This is a genomic window from Kribbella sp. NPDC050820 (genome assembly GCF_040653975.1).
In the GTDB taxonomy this organism is placed as follows: Bacteria; Actinomycetota; Actinomycetes; order Propionibacteriales; family Kribbellaceae; genus Kribbella.
In genome coordinates this window covers 1-17,176 of sequence record NZ_JBFAHB010000038.1, presented here as the reverse complement: position 1 = coordinate 17,176, position 17,176 = coordinate 1, and the positions used below count along the sequence as shown (strand labels likewise).

19 protein-coding genes are annotated in these 17,176 nt (G+C 69.4%); 13 read left to right on the top strand and 6 right to left on the bottom strand.

What is annotated here, in order from left to right; all coding sequences use genetic code 11:
* Positions 1-58: 58 nt before the first annotated feature.
* The gene (locus tag AB0H36_RS28035) at positions 59-742 is read left to right on the top strand and encodes an NAD(P)H-binding protein (protein ID WP_360529684.1); all 684 of its coding nucleotides are present in this window, start codon (positions 59-61) and stop codon (positions 740-742) included.
* Here AB0H36_RS28035 and AB0H36_RS28030 read toward each other — a convergent pair.
* From AB0H36_RS28030 to AB0H36_RS28015, 4 genes are read right to left on the bottom strand one after another with little or no spacing between them, the layout of a single operon-like run.
* On the bottom strand, positions 739-1,467 hold the full coding sequence (locus AB0H36_RS28030) for an SDR family NAD(P)-dependent oxidoreductase (protein WP_360529681.1): 729 nt from the start codon (positions 1,465-1,467) through the stop codon (positions 739-741). The genes AB0H36_RS28035 and AB0H36_RS28030 overlap by 4 nt on opposite strands.
* Entirely contained in the window at positions 1,458-2,648 is a 1,191-nt protein-coding gene (locus AB0H36_RS28025; RefSeq protein ID WP_360529678.1) for a cyclopropane-fatty-acyl-phospholipid synthase family protein, read from the bottom strand. Before AB0H36_RS28025 ends, AB0H36_RS28030 begins: the two co-directional genes overlap by 10 nt.
* A complete protein-coding gene (locus AB0H36_RS28020) occupies positions 2,645-3,316 on the bottom strand; it encodes a DUF1365 domain-containing protein (protein WP_360529675.1) in 672 nt (223 codons plus the stop codon). Before AB0H36_RS28020 ends, AB0H36_RS28025 begins: the two co-directional genes overlap by 4 nt.
* An 11-nt stretch (positions 3,317-3,327) precedes the next feature.
* Positions 3,328-4,584 carry an FAD-dependent oxidoreductase gene (locus AB0H36_RS28015; protein ID WP_360529672.1) on the bottom strand — a complete coding sequence of 419 codons (1,257 nt, stop codon included), beginning with the start codon at positions 4,582-4,584 and terminating at the stop codon, positions 3,328-3,330.
* A 141-nt stretch (positions 4,585-4,725) separates the two neighbouring features.
* Between AB0H36_RS28015 and AB0H36_RS28010 the strand changes: the two genes are divergently transcribed.
* The 6 genes from AB0H36_RS28010 (at position 4,726) to AB0H36_RS27985 (ending at position 9,035) form a co-directional block, all read left to right on the top strand.
* A complete protein-coding gene (locus AB0H36_RS28010) occupies positions 4,726-5,535 on the top strand; it encodes a DUF4397 domain-containing protein (RefSeq protein ID WP_360529669.1) in 810 nt (269 codons plus the stop codon).
* A gap of 14 nt (positions 5,536-5,549) precedes the next feature.
* Positions 5,550-6,113, top strand: coding sequence for a class F sortase (locus AB0H36_RS28005; protein ID WP_360529666.1), 564 nt, complete (start codon positions 5,550-5,552; stop codon positions 6,111-6,113).
* 22 nt (positions 6,114-6,135) lie between these two features.
* The gene (locus AB0H36_RS28000; RefSeq protein ID WP_360529663.1) at positions 6,136-6,702 is read left to right on the top strand and encodes a sigma-70 family RNA polymerase sigma factor; all 567 of its coding nucleotides are present in this window, start codon (positions 6,136-6,138) and stop codon (positions 6,700-6,702) included.
* Positions 6,689-7,465, top strand: a complete 777-nt coding sequence (locus tag AB0H36_RS27995) for an anti-sigma factor (protein ID WP_360529660.1) — start codon at positions 6,689-6,691, stop codon at positions 7,463-7,465. The genes AB0H36_RS28000 and AB0H36_RS27995 overlap by 14 nt, the downstream gene beginning before the upstream one ends.
* 101 nt (positions 7,466-7,566) lie before the next feature.
* On the top strand, positions 7,567-8,571 hold the full coding sequence (locus AB0H36_RS27990) for an aldo/keto reductase (RefSeq protein WP_360529657.1): 1,005 nt from the start codon (positions 7,567-7,569) through the stop codon (positions 8,569-8,571).
* A gap of 68 nt (positions 8,572-8,639) precedes the next feature.
* A complete protein-coding gene (locus tag AB0H36_RS27985; RefSeq protein WP_360529654.1) occupies positions 8,640-9,035 on the top strand; it encodes an SRPBCC family protein in 396 nt (131 codons plus the stop codon).
* Between the two features lie 70 nt (positions 9,036-9,105).
* Here the strand turns inward: AB0H36_RS27985 and AB0H36_RS27980 are convergent, their stop codons facing one another.
* The gene (locus AB0H36_RS27980) at positions 9,106-10,095 is read right to left on the bottom strand and encodes a YafY family protein (RefSeq protein ID WP_360529651.1); all 990 of its coding nucleotides are present in this window, start codon (positions 10,093-10,095) and stop codon (positions 9,106-9,108) included.
* A gap of 93 nt (positions 10,096-10,188) precedes the next feature.
* Between AB0H36_RS27980 and AB0H36_RS27975 the strand changes: the two genes are divergently transcribed.
* Positions 10,189-10,599, top strand: coding sequence for a VOC family protein (locus AB0H36_RS27975; protein ID WP_360529648.1), 411 nt, complete (start codon positions 10,189-10,191; stop codon positions 10,597-10,599).
* Between the two features lie 79 nt (positions 10,600-10,678).
* On the opposite strand, the gene AB0H36_RS27970 is transcribed toward AB0H36_RS27975, so the two are convergent.
* Positions 10,679-11,695 (bottom strand): LacI family DNA-binding transcriptional regulator, encoded by a 1,017-nt coding sequence (locus tag AB0H36_RS27970; RefSeq protein ID WP_360529646.1) that lies wholly within the window; start codon positions 11,693-11,695, stop codon positions 10,679-10,681.
* 220 nt (positions 11,696-11,915) lie between these two features.
* On the opposite strand from AB0H36_RS27970, the gene AB0H36_RS27965 reads away from it, so the two are divergent.
* The 5 genes from AB0H36_RS27965 to AB0H36_RS27945 are packed head-to-tail and all read left to right on the top strand — an operon-like array spanning position 11,916 to position 17,078.
* On the top strand, positions 11,916-12,950 hold the full coding sequence (locus tag AB0H36_RS27965; protein WP_360529891.1) for a sugar ABC transporter substrate-binding protein: 1,035 nt from the start codon (positions 11,916-11,918) through the stop codon (positions 12,948-12,950).
* Positions 12,951-12,997: 47 nt separating this feature from the next.
* Positions 12,998-14,086, top strand: coding sequence for an ABC transporter permease (locus AB0H36_RS27960; RefSeq protein WP_360529643.1), 1,089 nt, complete (start codon positions 12,998-13,000; stop codon positions 14,084-14,086).
* 2 nt (positions 14,087-14,088) lie between these two features.
* Positions 14,089-14,901 (top strand): ATP-binding cassette domain-containing protein, encoded by an 813-nt coding sequence (locus AB0H36_RS27955; protein ID WP_360529639.1) that lies wholly within the window; start codon positions 14,089-14,091, stop codon positions 14,899-14,901.
* Entirely contained in the window at positions 14,898-16,064 is a 1,167-nt protein-coding gene (locus AB0H36_RS27950) for a Gfo/Idh/MocA family oxidoreductase (protein WP_360529636.1), read from the top strand. Before AB0H36_RS27955 ends, AB0H36_RS27950 begins: the two co-directional genes overlap by 4 nt.
* Positions 16,065-16,079: 15 nt before the next feature.
* Positions 16,080-17,078, top strand: coding sequence for a sugar phosphate isomerase/epimerase (locus AB0H36_RS27945; protein ID WP_360529633.1), 999 nt, complete (start codon positions 16,080-16,082; stop codon positions 17,076-17,078).
* Positions 17,079-17,176 lie beyond the last annotated feature (98 nt).

Here is a 17,176-nt window from a genome sequence, read left to right as displayed (position 1 = left end):
GACTTACGGTGTAAGTCTACGCTGACTTACACTGTAAGTACGATCAGGGGGTGGAGACATGAAGATCTGCATCGTCGGCGCTTCGGGGAAGCTCGGGCGCTACATGGTTCGGCATGCGCTGGACCGCGGTTACGAGGTGGTCGGTGTCTGCCGCGAACGCAGCGTCCCGAAGCTGGCCGAGTTCGCGGACCGGATCACGATCGTGCCGGGGCCGACCAACGACCGCGAGGTGATCCGCAAGGCGGTCGACGGCTGCGACGGCGTACTGACTGTCCTCGTCCCGTGGGGCGTGCAGCAGTACTCGTCAGGTACGGCGCAGGCGGTTCTCGACTACGCCGCCCCGGACGCGCGGCTGGTGTTCTCCTGCGGCTGGCACATCACCCGGGACGGCCGGGACCAGTACTCCCGGCGGTTCCGGCTGATGGTCCGGGTCACGACCTGGCTGGCGCGGCTCGTGCGCGCGATCGAGATCGACGACCAGGTGGAGGCGTGCCGGCGGATCTTCGCCAGCGACCGGCGCTGGACCGTCGTCCGCGGGAGCGACCTCGAGGAAGGCGAGAGCCAGGGCCTGCCGGTCTGGAGCCGGCACGTCGGCGACCCGGTGCTCGCGAGCAACCTGACCCGGCGCGTGGACTACGCCCTCTTCATGGTCGAGGCCCTCACCGACGACACCCTGATCCAACAGGCCCCAGCCATCGTCGGCTGCCTCTCCCCCAGCGCGCTGGCCCACGCGGCGAGCTAGCGGCCGAGCAGTCGGGCCCAGAGGTCGTCGGGGACGAGCTTTCCGAGGCGGGCCATCCAGGCCATCTGCCAGGGGAAGGTGATGCGGGTACGGCGGCGTTCGAGGCCGTCGGCGATCTCCTGCGCGGCTCGTTGCGGGGAGATGATGAACGGCATCGGGAACCTGTTCGACCGGGTCATCTCGGTGTCCACGAATCCGGGACAGACGGTGGTGACGAGGATCCCGTCCCGCCGCAGGCCGGCCCGGAGGGCTTCGAGCAGGTTGATCTGAGCGGCTTTGGTCGCGCCGTACGCCTCCGCGCCGGGCAGTCCTCGGTAGCCGGCTACCGACGCGATCCCGACGATGAGGCCGGCTCGCGCTGCCCGCAGCCGCGGGATCACCGCGTCGAGGCAGTGCGCCAGACCCGAGAGGTTGACGTCGAGATGACGCTGGAACGACTCGGCGTCGAAGTCGTCCATCTGCTTCCAGTAGCCGGCACTCAGTACGACGATGTCCAGCCCGCCGAGCTCCTCGACGACCCGCTCCGCCGCGGACCGCACCGCTTCGCCATCGGTGATGTCGACAGGCACCACCGCCATCCGCCCGCCCGCGACCTCCGCCAGCTTCTCGGCCCGCCGGGCCGACACAGCCACCCGGGCGCCACGATCCGCCAGCTCGCCGGCCAGCGCAGCTCCGATCCCCGACGACGCCCCGACGATCCAGGTACGGCGACCAGTCAGCTCCACGAACCTCTCCTCACCGTTGCCGAATCCTCCCGAACCATGGCGAACTGCGAGACTCCCAGGTACCCGGACCGGAAACCCGCCTCCGAGTACGCCAGGTAGAACTCCCACATCCGCCGGAACACCTCGTCGAACCCGAGCGCGTCGACCAGGTCCGCCTGCGCCACGAACCGCTCCCGCCACAGCCGGAGCGTGCGCGCGTAGTCGGCTCCGAAGTCCCGCCGCTCGACGATCTCCAGCCCGCCCGACGCCGCCGCGATCGCCTCGACGGACGGGATCAGCCCGCCGGGAAAGATGTACTGCTGGATCCACCCCTGCGTGTGCCGGGTCGCGAGCATCCGGTCGTGCGGCATCGTGATCGACTGCAGTCCGAACCGCCCGCCGGGCGCGAGCAGCCGGTCCACCGCGGCGAAGTACGCCGGCCAGTACCGCTCCCCGACCGCCTCGATCATCTCGACGCTGACCACGGCGTCGTACTGCCCGTCGACGTCGCGGTAGTCACACAGCTCGACATCCGCCTCGACGCCGGCTGCCGCGATCCGCCGGCGGGCGAGATCGCGCTGCTCGGTGGACAAGGTGATCGTTCGTACGTCGGCCCCGCGGGCAGCCGCCTGGATCGCGAGCTGGCCCCAGCCGGTGCCGATCTCCAGGACCTTCGCGCCGGATCGCACGCCGGCCAGGTCGAGGATGCTGTCGATCTTGCGCCGCTGCGCCTGCTCCAGCGTGTCACCGGCGGCGAACAGCGCCGACGAGTAGCTCATCGTCGGATCGAGGAACGTCGCGAACAGGTCGTTCGACAGGTCGTAGTGGTGCGCGACGTTCGCCCGCGCCCCGGCCCGATCGTTGCCGTTGGCAATCGGCGGCTCGACCAGCCGGCGGAACCGCTGCAGAACCGACGGGACCAGCCCGGCGAGCTCGCGGGCGAAGACCGTCAGTACGTCGCCCAGGTCGGAACCGGCGCCGGCCCGCCAGTCCCCCGCCATGTACGCCTCGCCGAAGCCGATCCGCAGATCGTGCCCGACGCGGTGGAAGAACGCATCGGACACGATCTCCAACTCGGGTCCGTCACCGCCGAGCCGGGTGCCGTCCGGCAGCCTGATCCCGACCGGCAGCTCGCGTACTGCATTCCGCACGATCTGCCGGGCGATCGCGGCCCGGACAGGGCTGTGTGGAAGTGTGATCATCGGAGTCCTTCGCGAACCACTGGCAGTCGGCGCAACCAGAGCCAGATGCCGTGCAGGCGGATCAGAGTCGCGACTTGGTACGGCACGAGTGCGGCGGCGAGCATGGTCGTGCGGCGAACCGGCGTGGGGCGGCCGGTGAAGGCAGCGCTGAACACGCGCGTTTGGTGCTGACGCAGGTCGATCGCGACGCTGATCCGGTCATGGTCGAGGCTGAGCGTCACGTCGTACTCGCCGTGGACAGTGAAGAACGGGGAAACGTAGAACTCCTTGCGGAGCGAGGAGCGGCCGGGACGAGCCAGGTAGGTGTGGCGGCCGCCGTACGTGTTGTGCACCTCGAGGACTGCCCAGCGCAGTTCAGCCGCCGGAGTGAGGCACCAGAACACGGTGAGCGGGTTGAAGACGTAGCCGAGGCTGCGTGCGTTCGCCAGCATCAGCACGCGGTCCTGCGGCTCGAGCCGTTCGCCGGCGGCGCGCACGAAGGCTGCCACGTTGTCCCGCAACGGCAGCGACGGATCGCCGAGGTGGTCGCGGCCCTGGAACGACGCGAGGGCGCCGCGGTCCGGCAGGGCATCGATGTCGACCAGCCACTGGTACGTGCGGTAGCGGAAGCGGTGCCGCTTCGGCACGCGGCGCGTGTGGCTCACGTGGCCCGGCACGATCGCGGGCACCGGTGGAAGCGTCACCACCGGACACCGAACCGCGCCGCCGCCTCGACGCCGGAGCGACAGCCGTCCTCGTGGAATCCCCATCCCAGATGGGCTCCCGCGAATGCCAGCGTGGGCCCGCCGGCATCGCGCAGCAGCTCACCCGCCGCGACCGACTCCGGTGTAAAGACGGGATGTGCGTACGTCATCCGGCGTACCGCCGCCGCGGGATCGACCCAGCCGTGTGGATTCAGCGTCACCAGGTACTCGTCGTCCGCGGTCAGGCCTTGCAGCCGGTTCATCCAGTAGCTCACGAGCACCTGCGGCTCGTCGGTGCGGCAGTCACGCATCCGGTAGTTCCAGGACGCCCGCATCCGCCGCGTCGTGGGCAGGACGGACCGGTCGGTGTGCAGCCAGGCCGGGTTCACCGAGTAGGTGAACGCCCCGAGGCACTCCTTCTCCAACGGCGTCGCGTCCGTGAGCAGATCGTGGGTGGTGTCCGCATGAGTCGCCAGCACCAAGCGGTCGAACTCGAGGCAGCGGTTCGCAGTGAACACCGAGACGCCGTCGGAATGCCGCAGTACGGCGCGCACCGGAACACTTGTCCGGACGTGGCCGATCCGCGCGACGATCTCGTCGACGTACGTCCGTGACCCGCCGTCGACCGTCCGCCAGACCGGCGATCCGCCGACGCTCAGCATCCCGTGGTGGTCGAGGAACCGGAACAGGTACCGGGCGGGGTACTGTCCGGCCGGTCCCGAACCGCACGACCACACGCAGGACACCAGCGGGATCGCGAAGTGCCGGACGAAGTACGACGAGAACCGGTGCGACGCGAGGAACGCTGCCCAGGTCGGGTCGTCGCCATCGGTCGCGAGCAGGCAGCGGGCTTCGCGGTGGAAACGCCGTACCTCGGCCAGCATGCGGAGGAAGCGGGGATCGGCGAGCTGCCGGCCGGCGATCGACGCAGCGCCCCGGCCACCGGCGTACTCCAGGCCGCAGCCGTCGCAGTGCACACTCATCGACATCTCCGTCGGGCGCGTCGCGACACCGAGCTCCCCGAACAGCCTGAGCAGGTGCGGATAGGTCCGCTCGTTGTGGACGATGAAGCCGGAGTCGATCCGATGGGTCCGGCCTGCCGCGTCCGTGACATCGTGCGTGTGCGCGTGGCCGCCGGGACGGTCGTCGGCCTCGAAGACCGTGACCTCGTGGGTCCGACTCAGCAGGTACGCCGCAGTCAGCCCAGCCACTCCCGAGCCGATGACAGCAACGGACGGGCGGTGTCCTTCCATGCCGGAGCTCCTCACGTCGTGTTGCCCCTACTTCGGCGCGGACCCCTCCCACGGATGCGTTCCGGACGAAATTTCTTCGGTGCATCCGGCGACCCGGCCGGCCCGGAAGGAACAGACATCTACCGACTTCGAGGAGGTTCGATGTCTGTTCGCAACTTCGCCGCACTGATCGGCGCAGGACTGCTGCTCGCCGGGGTGCCGGCCGCAAGCGCCCAGGCGAGACCGACCGAGAACGCGACTGTCTCCGTGCTGCACGGGGTGCCCGGGGCAACCGTCGACGTCTACGCCAACGGGTCGAAGCTGTTGTCCAACTTCAAGCCCGGATCGCTGACCGACCCGCTCCAGCTGCCTGCGGGTGACTACGACCTCAAGGTCACGGCGGCAGGCAAGACCGCCGCGCTCATCCAGGCGAACGACGTCGCCGTACCCGGCGGCGCCAACGTCACCGTCGTCGCCCATCTCAACGCGGGCGGCAAGCCGGTGCTGACGCCGTTCGTCAACGACACCTCCCGGCTCGCCCCGGGCCAGGCGCGGTTGACGGTCCGGCACACCGCCGCCGCACCGGCCGTCGACGTCCGGGCGGGCGGCAAGCCGGTCTTCACCGGGCTCACCAACCCCAAGGAGGCGAAGGCCGACCTGCCGGCTGGGACGGTCGAGGCCGACGTGGTCCTGGCCGGTACGACGACCGTTGCCCTCGGCCCTGCTGAGCTGAACCTGAAGGAGGGCACGAACACGATCGTCTACGCCTGGGGCAGCGCGTCGGCCAACAACCTGAAGCTCGCGGTCCAGACCATCTCCGGTCTGCACGGCAACCCGTCCGGCGTACCGGGCGGGACGGGTGGTCAGGCCGCGTCGTCGGAATCCGCTTGGCCGGTGGTTGCGGTCGCCGTACTCGCACTGCTGCTGATCGGTGGCGGCACGGCTGCGGTCCGGGTGCGTGCCCGGTCGTGAGCCATGCCCGTGGTGTGGCCGTCCTCGTGGCGGCCACACTCCTCTCGCCACCTGGCTGCAAGTACCTGCCCGCGGTGCGGACGCACGACGCCGCCGTACCGTCGACCGTTGCTGTGCCGTCGACCGCCGCTGTGTCGGCGCCGACGCGGCTCGTCGTGCCGGCTGCGGGGATCGACGTACCGGTGCGGGCGGTCGGTGTCGCCGCCGACGGTCAGATGGAGTTGCCGCCCGACCCGGCGACGATCGGCTGGTACCGGTTCGGGCCCGGTCCGGGCGACGGCCGCGGCTCGATGGTGCTGGGCGGTCACCTCGACAGCAAGGAGTACGGCGTCGGTCCGCTGGTCCGGCTGCGGAAGGTCCGTCCCGGCCAGCTGATCCGGATCTCATCGTACGGCGGACGCACCACGACGTACCGCATCGACTCGATCCGCGAGATCACCAAGCGGCGGCTGCCGCTCGCCGACCTCTTCGACCGGACCGGACCGCACCGGCTCCGGGTCGTCACGTGTGGCGGAGACTATGACCCGGACAACGGCGGATATCAGCAGAATCTGGTGGTCAGTGCCACCAAAATCTGACACCACGGCTAGAGTCCCAGCCGTGACCAGCCTCGCCGGTGACCCGTCGCCGGCCGAAATCGCCACGGGATTCGCGGAGGGGCGCGAGGACAGCCTCGCCGCCGCCTACCAGCGATGGTCACGCCTGGTCTTCACCTTGGCGGTCCGCGCCCTCGGCAACCAGGCCGACGCCGAGGACGTCACCCAGCAGGTGTTCGTCTCCGCCTGGCGCGGCCGGCAGACGTTCGACCCGGCCGCGGGGACGCTCGGCTCCTGGCTGACCGGGATCGCCCGGCACCGGATCGCAGACCGGCTCGACGCACGCAGCCGGGACCGGCGCAACGCGGCCGCGGTCGGTGAGACGATGGCGACGCAGCCGGTCGCGGCCGCCGACGACCAGCTCGTCGACCGGGTCGTGCTCGCCGACGAGCTGGACCGGATCGACGAGCCGCGCCGGACCATCCTGCGGATGGCCTTCTACGAAGACCAGACGTACCCGCAGATCGCGGAGCGTCTGGACCTGCCACTCGGCACGGTGAAGAGTCATGCGCGACGAGGTTTGCTGTCCCTGCGGGACCGGTTGAAGGAGGTGAACAGTGACGCATCTTGACGAGGAGCTCCTGGCCCAGTGGGCCCTGGAAGGCACGGCCCCCGACCCGGACGCCGCTGCCCACCTGTCCACCTGCCCCGACTGCCAGACAACCCTCGCCGAACTCCGCGAACTGGCCGCCGAAGCCACCAGCGCCCCCCACCTGGCCAGCCCACCCCCCGCCCTCTGGGACCGCATAGCCGCCGACCTCCACCTGACCACCCCCTCCACCCCAACCCCCACCACCCCACCGGAGGCACCCACCACCCCCACGCCCGACCGGACCGCGCCACCGGCGACCACCGCCTCCACACCGGAACCCACCACCCCGGCGGCGCCTGCGCGGCGCGGGTATGGGCGGCGCACGTTGGTGTTGGCGGCGAGTGTGGCTGCCGTGCTTGGGGTTGGGATCGGCCTGGGGGCTGCGGCGGTGCTCGATCGCGACGAGGAGGCGCCGCCACCCGTCGCGGTGGTTCAGCTCGAGCCGCTGCCCGGGAAGACCGGCGGCGGGACCGCGGACCTGATCCAGGACGGGAACGAGCTCAAGGTCTCGGTCACCGGCCTCGACGCGAGCACCGGCTACTACGAGCTGTGGCTGATCAACGCCGACGGTGAGCGGATGGTGTCGCTCGGCGTCCTCGACCCCGCCCAGGGCGGCACCTTCCGGATCCCGGACAACCTGACCAGCGAGGGCTACCGGATCGTCGACGTCTCCCTGGAGCCGAACGACGGCAACCCGGCGCACTCCCGCGACAGCGTCGTCCGCGGCACCCTGCCCGCTTGATACGCCACACGCATGAAGTCTGCCAACAATCGGCATTGGACGAATGAACAACGCCGTACCTAGCCTCGTAATCACCGACAGATTCACGAGGAGGATCAGATATGCGCAGGGTCGCGTTGGGCCGGACCGGAGAGCACGTCAGCCAGCTCGCACTGGGAGCGATGCTGATGGGTACGTCGACCGACGAGCCGACGTCGGTGCGGATGCTCGAGCGGTACCTGGAGGCCGGCGGCACGTTCATCGACACGGCCGACTGCTACGCGTGGTGGCCCGGACCGGACTTCACCGGCGGCGAGAGCGAGGCACTGCTCGGCCGCTGGCTCGCCAAGACCGGCAAGCGAGATGACATCTTCCTGGCGACCAAGGGCAGCGCGTGGGTGCGCGACCCGGAGGCGATCCGCACCGGCGACGGCAGCTGGGAGACGATGGCCGCCCAGTTTGCGGGCGCCGGCGGCGACACGCTGCGGCACGCGATCGACGACAGCCTGCGCCGCCTCGGCACCGACCATGTCGACCTCTACTACGTCCACGTAGACGACCGCTCCACCCCGCTGGAAGAGACCCTCGAAGCACTCGCCGAGATCGTTGCCGCAGGCAAGGCCCGGTACATCGGCTGGTCAAACGTCCGGACCTGGCGGCTGGAACGCATCCGCGCGCTCGCGGAGCAGAACGGCTGGCCGGCGCCGGTCGCCGTACAGCAGGAGCACTCGTACCTGCGTCCGAAGGCAGGCGCCGACACCCTGACGATCGTCGACGACGAGCAAGCCGACTACCTGCGAGCCACCAAGGACCTCACGCTGGTCGCGTTCTCGCCGATCCTCAAGGGCATCTACGACGACCCGGCGAAGCGCGACGGTCACCAGATCATGAAGAACTACGCCGGTCCGGACGCCGACGCACGCCTCGCCGTCCTCACCGAGATCGCCGCCGAGCTGGACGTCACCCCGAACCAGCTGGTGATCAGCTGGCTGCTCCACCAGACCGACCCCGAACTGATCACCCTGGCCGGTCCGCGCACCTTCGAGCAGCTCGAGGTCGCACTGGCCGCGGCCGACATCAAGCTCACCGAGGACCAGCTGGACCGCCTGGACAACGCCGGCGCATAAGGTCAACGGCTGTACACAAGTCCGATTCGTTCAAGACCCCCGGCGGTGGCCTCGCTACCGTCGGGGGCATGAGCACTTCACGACACCTCAGCGAACACATCGACCGGCCGGCCGCGGAGGTCTACACGTACGCCGCCGATCCGCTCAACACCCCGAAGTGGGCAGCCGGCCTGGCCGGCTCCATCGAGCAGGTCGACGGCCAGTGGGTCGCGGACTCCCCGATGGGCCGGATCACCATCAAGTTTGCCGAACGCAACGAGTACGGCGTGCTCGACCACGACGTCACGCTGCCGTCGGGCGAGACCGTGCACAACCCGATGCGCGTGCTCCCCGACGGCGACGGGGCCGAGATCGTCTTCACCGTCCGGCAGCGCCCGGGCATGACCGATGACGACTTCGCCCGCGACGCGGACGCCGTCCAGGCCGACCTGCGCACCCTGAAGAACCTGCTCGAAAGGCAGTAGTATGCAGGCCGCCTAGCAATACCGGCCAGCCAGGGGCGATCCTGCACTGGATGACATTTGTTCCTCGATGTCAGGCTTGGCGGGCGTAGGACGTGAGGCGATCGGCGAGCGCGAGGACGAGGTCGCGAAGTTCATCGGGGCGCTCGATGACGAACGGCCGGTCGAGTGAGGCGAGTATCCGAGGCAACCAGTCGAGCTGCTGCGCCCGTAGCTCGACGCGCAGCCAGTGCTCGGCCGCCGGGTCCTGACCGGCCGCGGGCTCGTGCTCCTCCAGGCTCGCGACGCTGGCGGGGAGGTAGGCGCGGATCTGCTCAACTGTCCCGTGGATCCGCAAGGTCACCTCATGCCGGTACTCGGCCGTGGCGAATCCTGACAACACGCGCTGTGCCGGACCGGGACCCACGGGCGCTTCGAATGAGCCGGGCAGGGCCCTCGCGGCTGCGATGCGATCGAGCCGGAAGGTTCGGTCCTCGCCGACCTGGGCGTCCTTGCCCGTCACGTACCACCGGCCCGCATGGGCGACGATCCCGTACGCGTGCAGTGTGCGTTCGCTGCGCCGTCCGTCGCGGTCGGTGTAGCGGATCGAGACCGGTCGGCGGTGGCGCACCGCATCGGCGATGGTGAGGAGGAGCCCGGCGTCCGGGTGGTCCAACTCGCCGGGCTGATCCGTGAAGGCGAGAGCTTCGAGGAGTGTGTCGAGCCGGCGGGCGATGTGCTTGGGAAGCACCCGGCGGATCTTCGCTGACGCCGTCTCGTTTGCCGCGCGCTGCGTCGTCGTCAGCACTGCCCGGCGGCCGGCGACCAGGCCGAGCAGCACGGCCAGCGCCTCGTCGTCGCTGAGCATGAGGGGAGGCAAGCGGTACCCGGGAGCCAGCCGGTACCCGCCGTAGCGGCCGCGCACCGACTCCACGGGCACGTCCAGGTCGATCAGCTGGTCCACATACCGCCGCACAGTGCGCCCTTCGACGCCGAGACGGTCGGCGAGCTCGGCCACAGTCCGGGTGCCGCCCGACTGCAGCAGCTCCAGGAGTGTCAGCACGCGGCCGGTGGGTCGTGGCATGTTCGCAGCCTAACGCGAATACAGGACCGATTCTGTCCACTATTTCTCCTAGCCTGCGACGTGCACGCCTCCAGCACAGCCAAGGAGATTCCCATGGACTTCGTCTCGATCCGCATCATCACCAGCGACGTCGCACGCCTCGTCGAGTTCTACGAGCGAGCCACAGGGGCGCCGGCGACGTGGGCCACCGAGGACTTCGCCGAGCTCAAGACCGCGGGCGCAACCCTCGCGATCGCCGGCACCCGCACCGTCCCGCTGTTCGCCCCGGGCTCGGCCCACCCGGCGGACAACCACAGCGTGATCACCGAGTTCCTCGTCGACGACGTGGACCGCGTTCACCAGAACCTGACCGGCTTCGTCACCGACTTCGTCAACGAGCCCACCACGATGCCCTGGGGCAACCGGTCGCTGTTGTTCCGCGACCCCGACGGCAACCTCGTCAACTTCTTCACCCCCGTCACCCCGGAGGCCATCGAAAAGACCCGCAGTGGCACAACGAGGTGACCTGGACCGGATCTCGATCGGTTGAGGACGTCACGAAACCGGACCGGTTCCACCAGGGCCGGTCCGGGTCGTGGGCGGTTCAGCCGGTCGCGGGTCCGGTGGTCGAGCGGATGATCAACTCGGGCTCGAGGACGAGCTCGCGATCGGGTACGGCGTCGCCGGCCGTCCGGGCGATGACCCGGTCGACCGCGAGCCGGGCCATCTCCCGCGGTAGCTGCTGCACGCTCGTCAGGTCGATCCCCGGCCCATGGGCCAGCACGCTGTCGTCGAACCCGATGATCGAGATGTCCCCGGGAACGTCGATTCCCTGCTGGCCGAGCACGCTCATCGCGGCCGCGGCGATGTCGTCGTTGAACGCGACGATCGCGGTCGGAAGCTCGGCCTTGTCGTCGAGCATCGCCCGCGCCGCACGCTGCCCGTCGAGCTGATCCTCACCATCACAACGAACGATCCGGACCTGCTTGCTCAACCGATGAGCCCGCATCGCCTGCACGTAAGCATCACGCCGCGCGATCGCCACGAGCCCGTCACCGCCTTGCAGATGGGCGATCCGGCGATGGCCGAGCTCCACGAGGTACTGCACGGCCAGCGCGATCCCGTGCTCGTCCGACGTACGCACGATGTCGACATCCGCATGGTCGACGTGCCAACCCATCACCACCAGCGGAACGTCGCCCGCGAGCAGCGGCGCGGCCACCGGCGGGCCCAGCATGATCAACGCGTCGAACCGGAAGTCGTGCAGTGAAGCCAGCGCCTGCTTCTCGTCCCGACTGGTGGTGAGCGCGCTGAGGACCAGATCCCAGCCGCGCTCCTCGGCGGCAGAGTAGAGCCCGTCGATCAGCTCCATGTGGAACCGCCCTGCCCGCCCGAAGAGCACCCCGATGGTGTGCGCCTTGAGACTGGCCAGCGAACGCGCCCGCACATCCGGCCGGTAGCCCAGCTGCTCGGCGACCGCGAGGATCAACTGCCGGCTCTGCTGGCTCGCACCCGGCGCGTCCCGCATCACGATCGAGACGAGCGCCGGCGAGACCCCGGCTCGGCGAGCGACATCGGCGAGCGTCACCCGCCGCCCCGACCGCCCCAGCTCTGCCGTCACCTGCACACCTCCCGTTCCAGTCGGCCCACCGTAACGCACGATCCAGCCTATAGCGCTCTAGCGCAATAGCTCTAGAGCGCTATAGACGATTACAACGACGGAAAATCTAGAGCGCTCTAAAATGTCGTTACAAAGTATTGACAGAGCCGAAATGTGCCGGTTCTCTGGTGACTGGCGCCACACCCCCAGCACTCCAGGAAGGGATCGACTCGTGTCACTCATGCGGATCGGCGCGGTCGCATTGGCGGCCCTGCTCCTCACCAGCGGCTGCAACAGCGGCAAACCCTCCGGCGCCACGGCGGACGCGGCGGCCGCCGACGCCGGAACTGCGGCCAACGCGGCCGCCGACAGCGGCAAGACCGCGATCTTCGTGATCGGCGGCAAGTCCGACGACCCGTTCTGGTCGAAGGTGAAGCGTGGGGTCGACGACGCGGGCAAGGTGATCCAGGCCCAGGGCGGGTCGGTCACCTTCCTCGGCCCGCAGAACTACGACAACCTCGGCCCGGACGCGGCCAAGCTGATCGACTCCGCGCTCAGCCAGGGCGCGACCGCGGTGATCGGCCCCGACTGGGTGCCGGAGGCCGAGGACGCCGCCTTCCGGCGAGTGGTCGCCAAGGGGGTGCCGCTGATCGTCTACAACGCCGGCGGCATGGAGGCCGCCGAGCGGCTCGGCGCGCTGAATTACATCGGCAGCGACGAGTACGCGGCCGGCAAGGCGGGCGGTGAGTTCCTCGGCAAGCAGGGCGCCAAGAACGTGCTGTGCGTCAACACCGTGCCCGGCGCCGCCAACACCGAGTCGCGCTGCAAGGGTGTCGCGGACGGCGTCAAGGCGAGCGGCGGCAGCTCGAAGCAGCTGCCGATGCCGTCGTCCAACTTCGGCAACCCGACCGCGGTCGCCCAGGGCGTGAAGGCGGCGCTGCTCAAGGACGACACCATCGACGGAGTCGTCACGATCAGCACCCAGGACGCCGACAGCGCGGCCAGCGGGATCGACCAGGCCGGTCTCGGCCGGCGGGTCAAGCTCGGCACCTTCGACATGGACGAGTCGCAGCTGAACCGGATCAAGGCCGGCAAGCAGCTGTTCTCGATCGACCAGCAGCCGTACCTGCAGGGCTACCTCGCGGTCTCGATGGCCAACGGCTACCTCAAGTACGGCCTCGAGCTGCCGCAGCGCCCGCTGCTCACCGGCCCGGCCATCATCAGCGCCGACAACGTCGACTCCGCCATCGCCGGCGCCAAAGCCGGCGTCCGCTGACCCTCGGATCACCAAGCACGATCACCAAGCACAAGGTGGTATTTCCCATGACAGTCCAACTGGCCGACCCGTCGCCTGCGAAGTCACAGGCCGGGTACGGCGCCCGCTCGGGAGCGTCGGCCGGCGACCTGGCCCGTCGGCCGGAGACCGGCGCCCTGATCGGCACCATCAGCGTCTTCGTGTTCTTCGCGATCTTCGGCGGCGGGCAGTTCCTGTCCGCCGGCGGCGCCGCGAGCTGGCTCAACGTCGCCGCCGAGCTCGGCATCATCGCCATCCCGGTCGGCCTGCTGATGGTGGCCGGCGAGCTCGACCTGTCCGTCGGCTCGGTGCTGGCGGCGAGCTCGATGACGGTGGCGATCGTCTCCGGCTACTGGGGTGGCCCGGTGATCGTCGGCATCGTGGCCGCACTCGCGCTCGGCCTGGCCGTCGGTTTCCTGAACGGCCTGCTGGTGACCCGGACCAACGTCCCGTCCTTCATCGTCACGCTCGCGACCCTGTCCGGACTCTCCGGCCTGACGCTCGGCCTGTCCCGGGTCGTCACCGGTACGACGAGTGTCGCGATCGACCCCGGTCCGCAGGCCAAGGCGGTGCTGGGCACCCTGGTCGGCGGCAAGTTCGAGGTCGCGATCTTCTGGTGGATCGCCGCGATCCTCGTGGTCGGCTGGCTGCTGCACGTCAGCCCGTACGGCAACTGGGTGTTCGCGGTCGGCGGTGACAAGGAGAGCGCCCGCGCCACCGGTATCCCGGTCCAGGGTGTGAAGATCACGCTGTTCATCGCCTCGGCGTTCGGCGCCGCGGTGGTCGGCGTCATCCAGACCATGCTCTACAACAGCGCGCAGGTCGCGAACGGGCAGTCGTTCGTCTTCAACTCGATCATCGCGGTCGTCATCGGCGGCGTGCTGCTGACCGGCGGCTACGGCTCGGTCGTCGGGATCGTGCTCGGCACGCTCACGTTCGCGATCGTCAGCCAGGGCATCTACTACACCGGCTGGAACTCCGACTGGGCCGCGCTGATCCTCGGCGTGCTGATCCTCGCCGCCGTCCTGATGAACAACACGTTCCGGCGCATGGCCCTGGCGCACGCGCCCCGCACGAAGAAGCTACCCACTGCGCTCCGCGCCGAGAAGGAGGCGTGATCATGACGGAACCGCTCTTGGAGCTGACCGACGTCTGCAAGTCGTTCGGTGCGACCGACGTTCTCACCGACATCTCGCTGCGCGTGCACCCTGGTGAGGTGCTCTGCCTGCTGGGCGACAACGGCGCGGGCAAGTCGACGCTGATCAAGATCCTGTCCGGAGTGCACCAGCCGACGTCGGGCCTGATCAAGGCGAACGGCGACACCGTGGTCTTCCGCAGCCCGCGGGACGCGAGTGCGCACGGGATCGCCACCGTGCACCAGTTCGGCGGCACATTCCCGCTGATGTCGATCGGGCGGTCGTTCTTCGTCGGGGCCGAGCCGACCAGGTGGCGCGGGCCGTTCCGCCGGTTCGACCGCAGGTACGCCGGCGGGGTCGCCGTCCGGGAGATGCAGGGTCTCGGGATCACTCGCGTGACCGACGGGAACCGGCTGGTCGGCGGACTGTCCGGTGGTGAGCGGCAGGCGCTGGCGATCGCGCGGGCGGTGTACTTCGGCGCCAAGCTGCTGATCCTCGACGAGCCGACCGCGGCGCTCGGCGTGAAGGAGGCCGCGCACGTGCTGCGGATCATCATGCAGGCGCGCCAGAAGGGCATCGCGGTCGTGCTGGTCACCCACCACGTCACGCACGCGATGACGGTCGGCGACCACTTCGCCGTACTGATCCGGGGTGCGCTGGCCGCGGACTTCCGGAAGGGCGAGCGGTCCCGCGAGGAGATCACCGACCTGATGGCCGGCGGCGAGGCGATGGCCGAACTGGAGGCCGAGATCGAGGAATTCACCACGACCGAAGAAGCGAAGGCAGGACAGCTGTGAACTCTCTTGGCGTCGCCGTCATCGGCGCGGGCATGGTCGGCCGGGCGCACGCCGCCGGCTACCGCGCCGCGTCCCAGCTCTACGACCTGGACCTGCCGGAGATCCGGCTGGTCGCGATCGCGGACGCGTACGAACCGTTCGCAGTCGACGGGGCCCGGCGGTTCGGGTACGAGCGCGCTGAGACGTCCTGGCAGGCGATCGCCGAGGCGCCGGACGTCGATGTGGTGTCGGTTGCCATCGCCAACGAGCTGCACCGGCCGGTGGTCGAGGCATTGCTTGCCGCTGGCAAACATGTGCTGTGCGAGAAGCCGCTCGCGCCCTCGGTCGAGGATGCGAAGGCGATGGTCGCCGCGGCGGAGGCGGCCGGCACACAGTCCGGGGTCGGCTTCTCGTTCCGTCGTACGCCGGGAATCAACGCGATCCGTGAGCAGCTCGCGGCGATCGGGCCGGTGCGGCACTTCAACGGCCACTACTGGTGCGACTACGCGCAGAACCCGGGCAACCCGATGAGCTGGCGCTACCAGGGCGGGCCTGGCAGCGGGGCGCTGGCGGATATCGGCAGTCACCTGGTCGATCTCGGGGAGTACCTGTGTGGACCGATCGCGTCGGTCGGCGGCGCCGTGTTCCGGACGTTCACCAGCGAGCGCCCGGTGCCGTTGGGCGCGACGGTCGGGCATGCGGCCGGTGCAGTGAGCGAGGAGTTGGAGCCGGTCGAGAACGAGGACATCGCCACCTTCACGGCCGGCTTCGCCAACGGCGCCGTCGGCACGTTCTCGATCAGCCGGATCTCGCACGGCCTGCCGAACGGGCTCGGCTTCGAGATCTTCACCGCCGACGGCGCCGCGGCCTTCGACCTGAACCGGCCCGGCGAGTTCACCTTCGCCGACCACGGTCCGGACGCGAAGACCAACGGCTTCCGCACTGTGCTGATCGGTCCGCAGCACCCCGGGATCGACAAGGGCATCCCGATGGACTTCCCGTCGGTCGGCCACGGCCAGAACGACCTGTTCACCTGGCAGGCCAGAGCCTTCCTGGACCAGGTCGCCGGCCTCGGCAAACTCGCGCCGGTGCCGTCGCTGGCCCACGGCCTGCACAACCTCGAGATCCTCGCCGCGGTCACCCAGTCCGCGCTCAACAACGGCCAGGCCGTCTCCCTCAGCTGAAAGGAACCACCCGCTATGAAGCTCGGCGCCTACACCGCCTGCCTGCACGACAAGCCCCTCGACGAGGCGCTGGCGATCCTGCGCGACCTCGGCCTGACCAGCGTCGAGGTCAACGCCGGCGGTTTCATCGGCACCCCGCACCTCCCGGTCGAGGAACTCCTCGAGAGTGCGGACGCGCGCAAGGAGTACCTGGCGACCTTCGACAGGTACGGCATCGAACTCACCGCGCTGAACTGCAACGGCAACCCGCTGCACCCCGATCCCGAGATCACGCACGGCGCCGACCTCGAGCGGTCCGTCAAGCTGGCCGGCCTGCTCGGGATCAAGACCGTCATCACCATGTCCGGGCTGCCCGCCGCCGAGGCCGGCGGGACCCGGCCGTCGTGGACGGTCATCCCGTGGGACAGCGTCTACAAAGAGACCCTCGACTACCAGTGGGACGAGGTCGCCGTACCGTTCTGGACGGAGATCGAGGCCCTGGCCGCGCAGTACGACGTACGCGTTGCGATCGAGATGCATCCGCACAACCTGGTCTTCAACCCGGCCACGTTGAAGCGGCTGGTCGAGCAGACCAACGCGACCCACCTCGGCGCGGAGCTGGACCCAAGCCACCTGTTCTGGCAGCACATCGACCCGGTCCGGGCGATCGAGGATCTGGGCGACCTGGTGTTCTTCGCGGCTGCCAAGGACACGCTCATCCACGAGACGGCTGCGATCAACGGGGTCCTGGACGACCGGTTCGAGTGGATCCCGGCTTCGGAAAAGCCGCTCGGGCTCGGCGGGCGGTACACCGTGACGCGGTGGCCGGGCGTTCCCGGCTGGTCGTTCGTCGCCGTGGGGCGCGGGCACGACGTGGACTTCTGGGCGCGCTTCCTGACCGCGCTGCACAAGGTCGATCCGGACCTGCCGGTGAACATCGAGCACGAGGACGCGTCGTTCGGCCAGATCGAGGGCCTGAAGTTCGCCGCCGACAACCTGATCGCCGCCGCCGAGAAGGCCGGGGTGCTCGAATGAAGGTTGCCCTCGACCCGTACATGTTCCGTACGACGCCGTTGCTCGAGCTGCCCGGTCTCGTCGCCGACCTGGGCTACGAGTACATCGAGCTGTCCCCG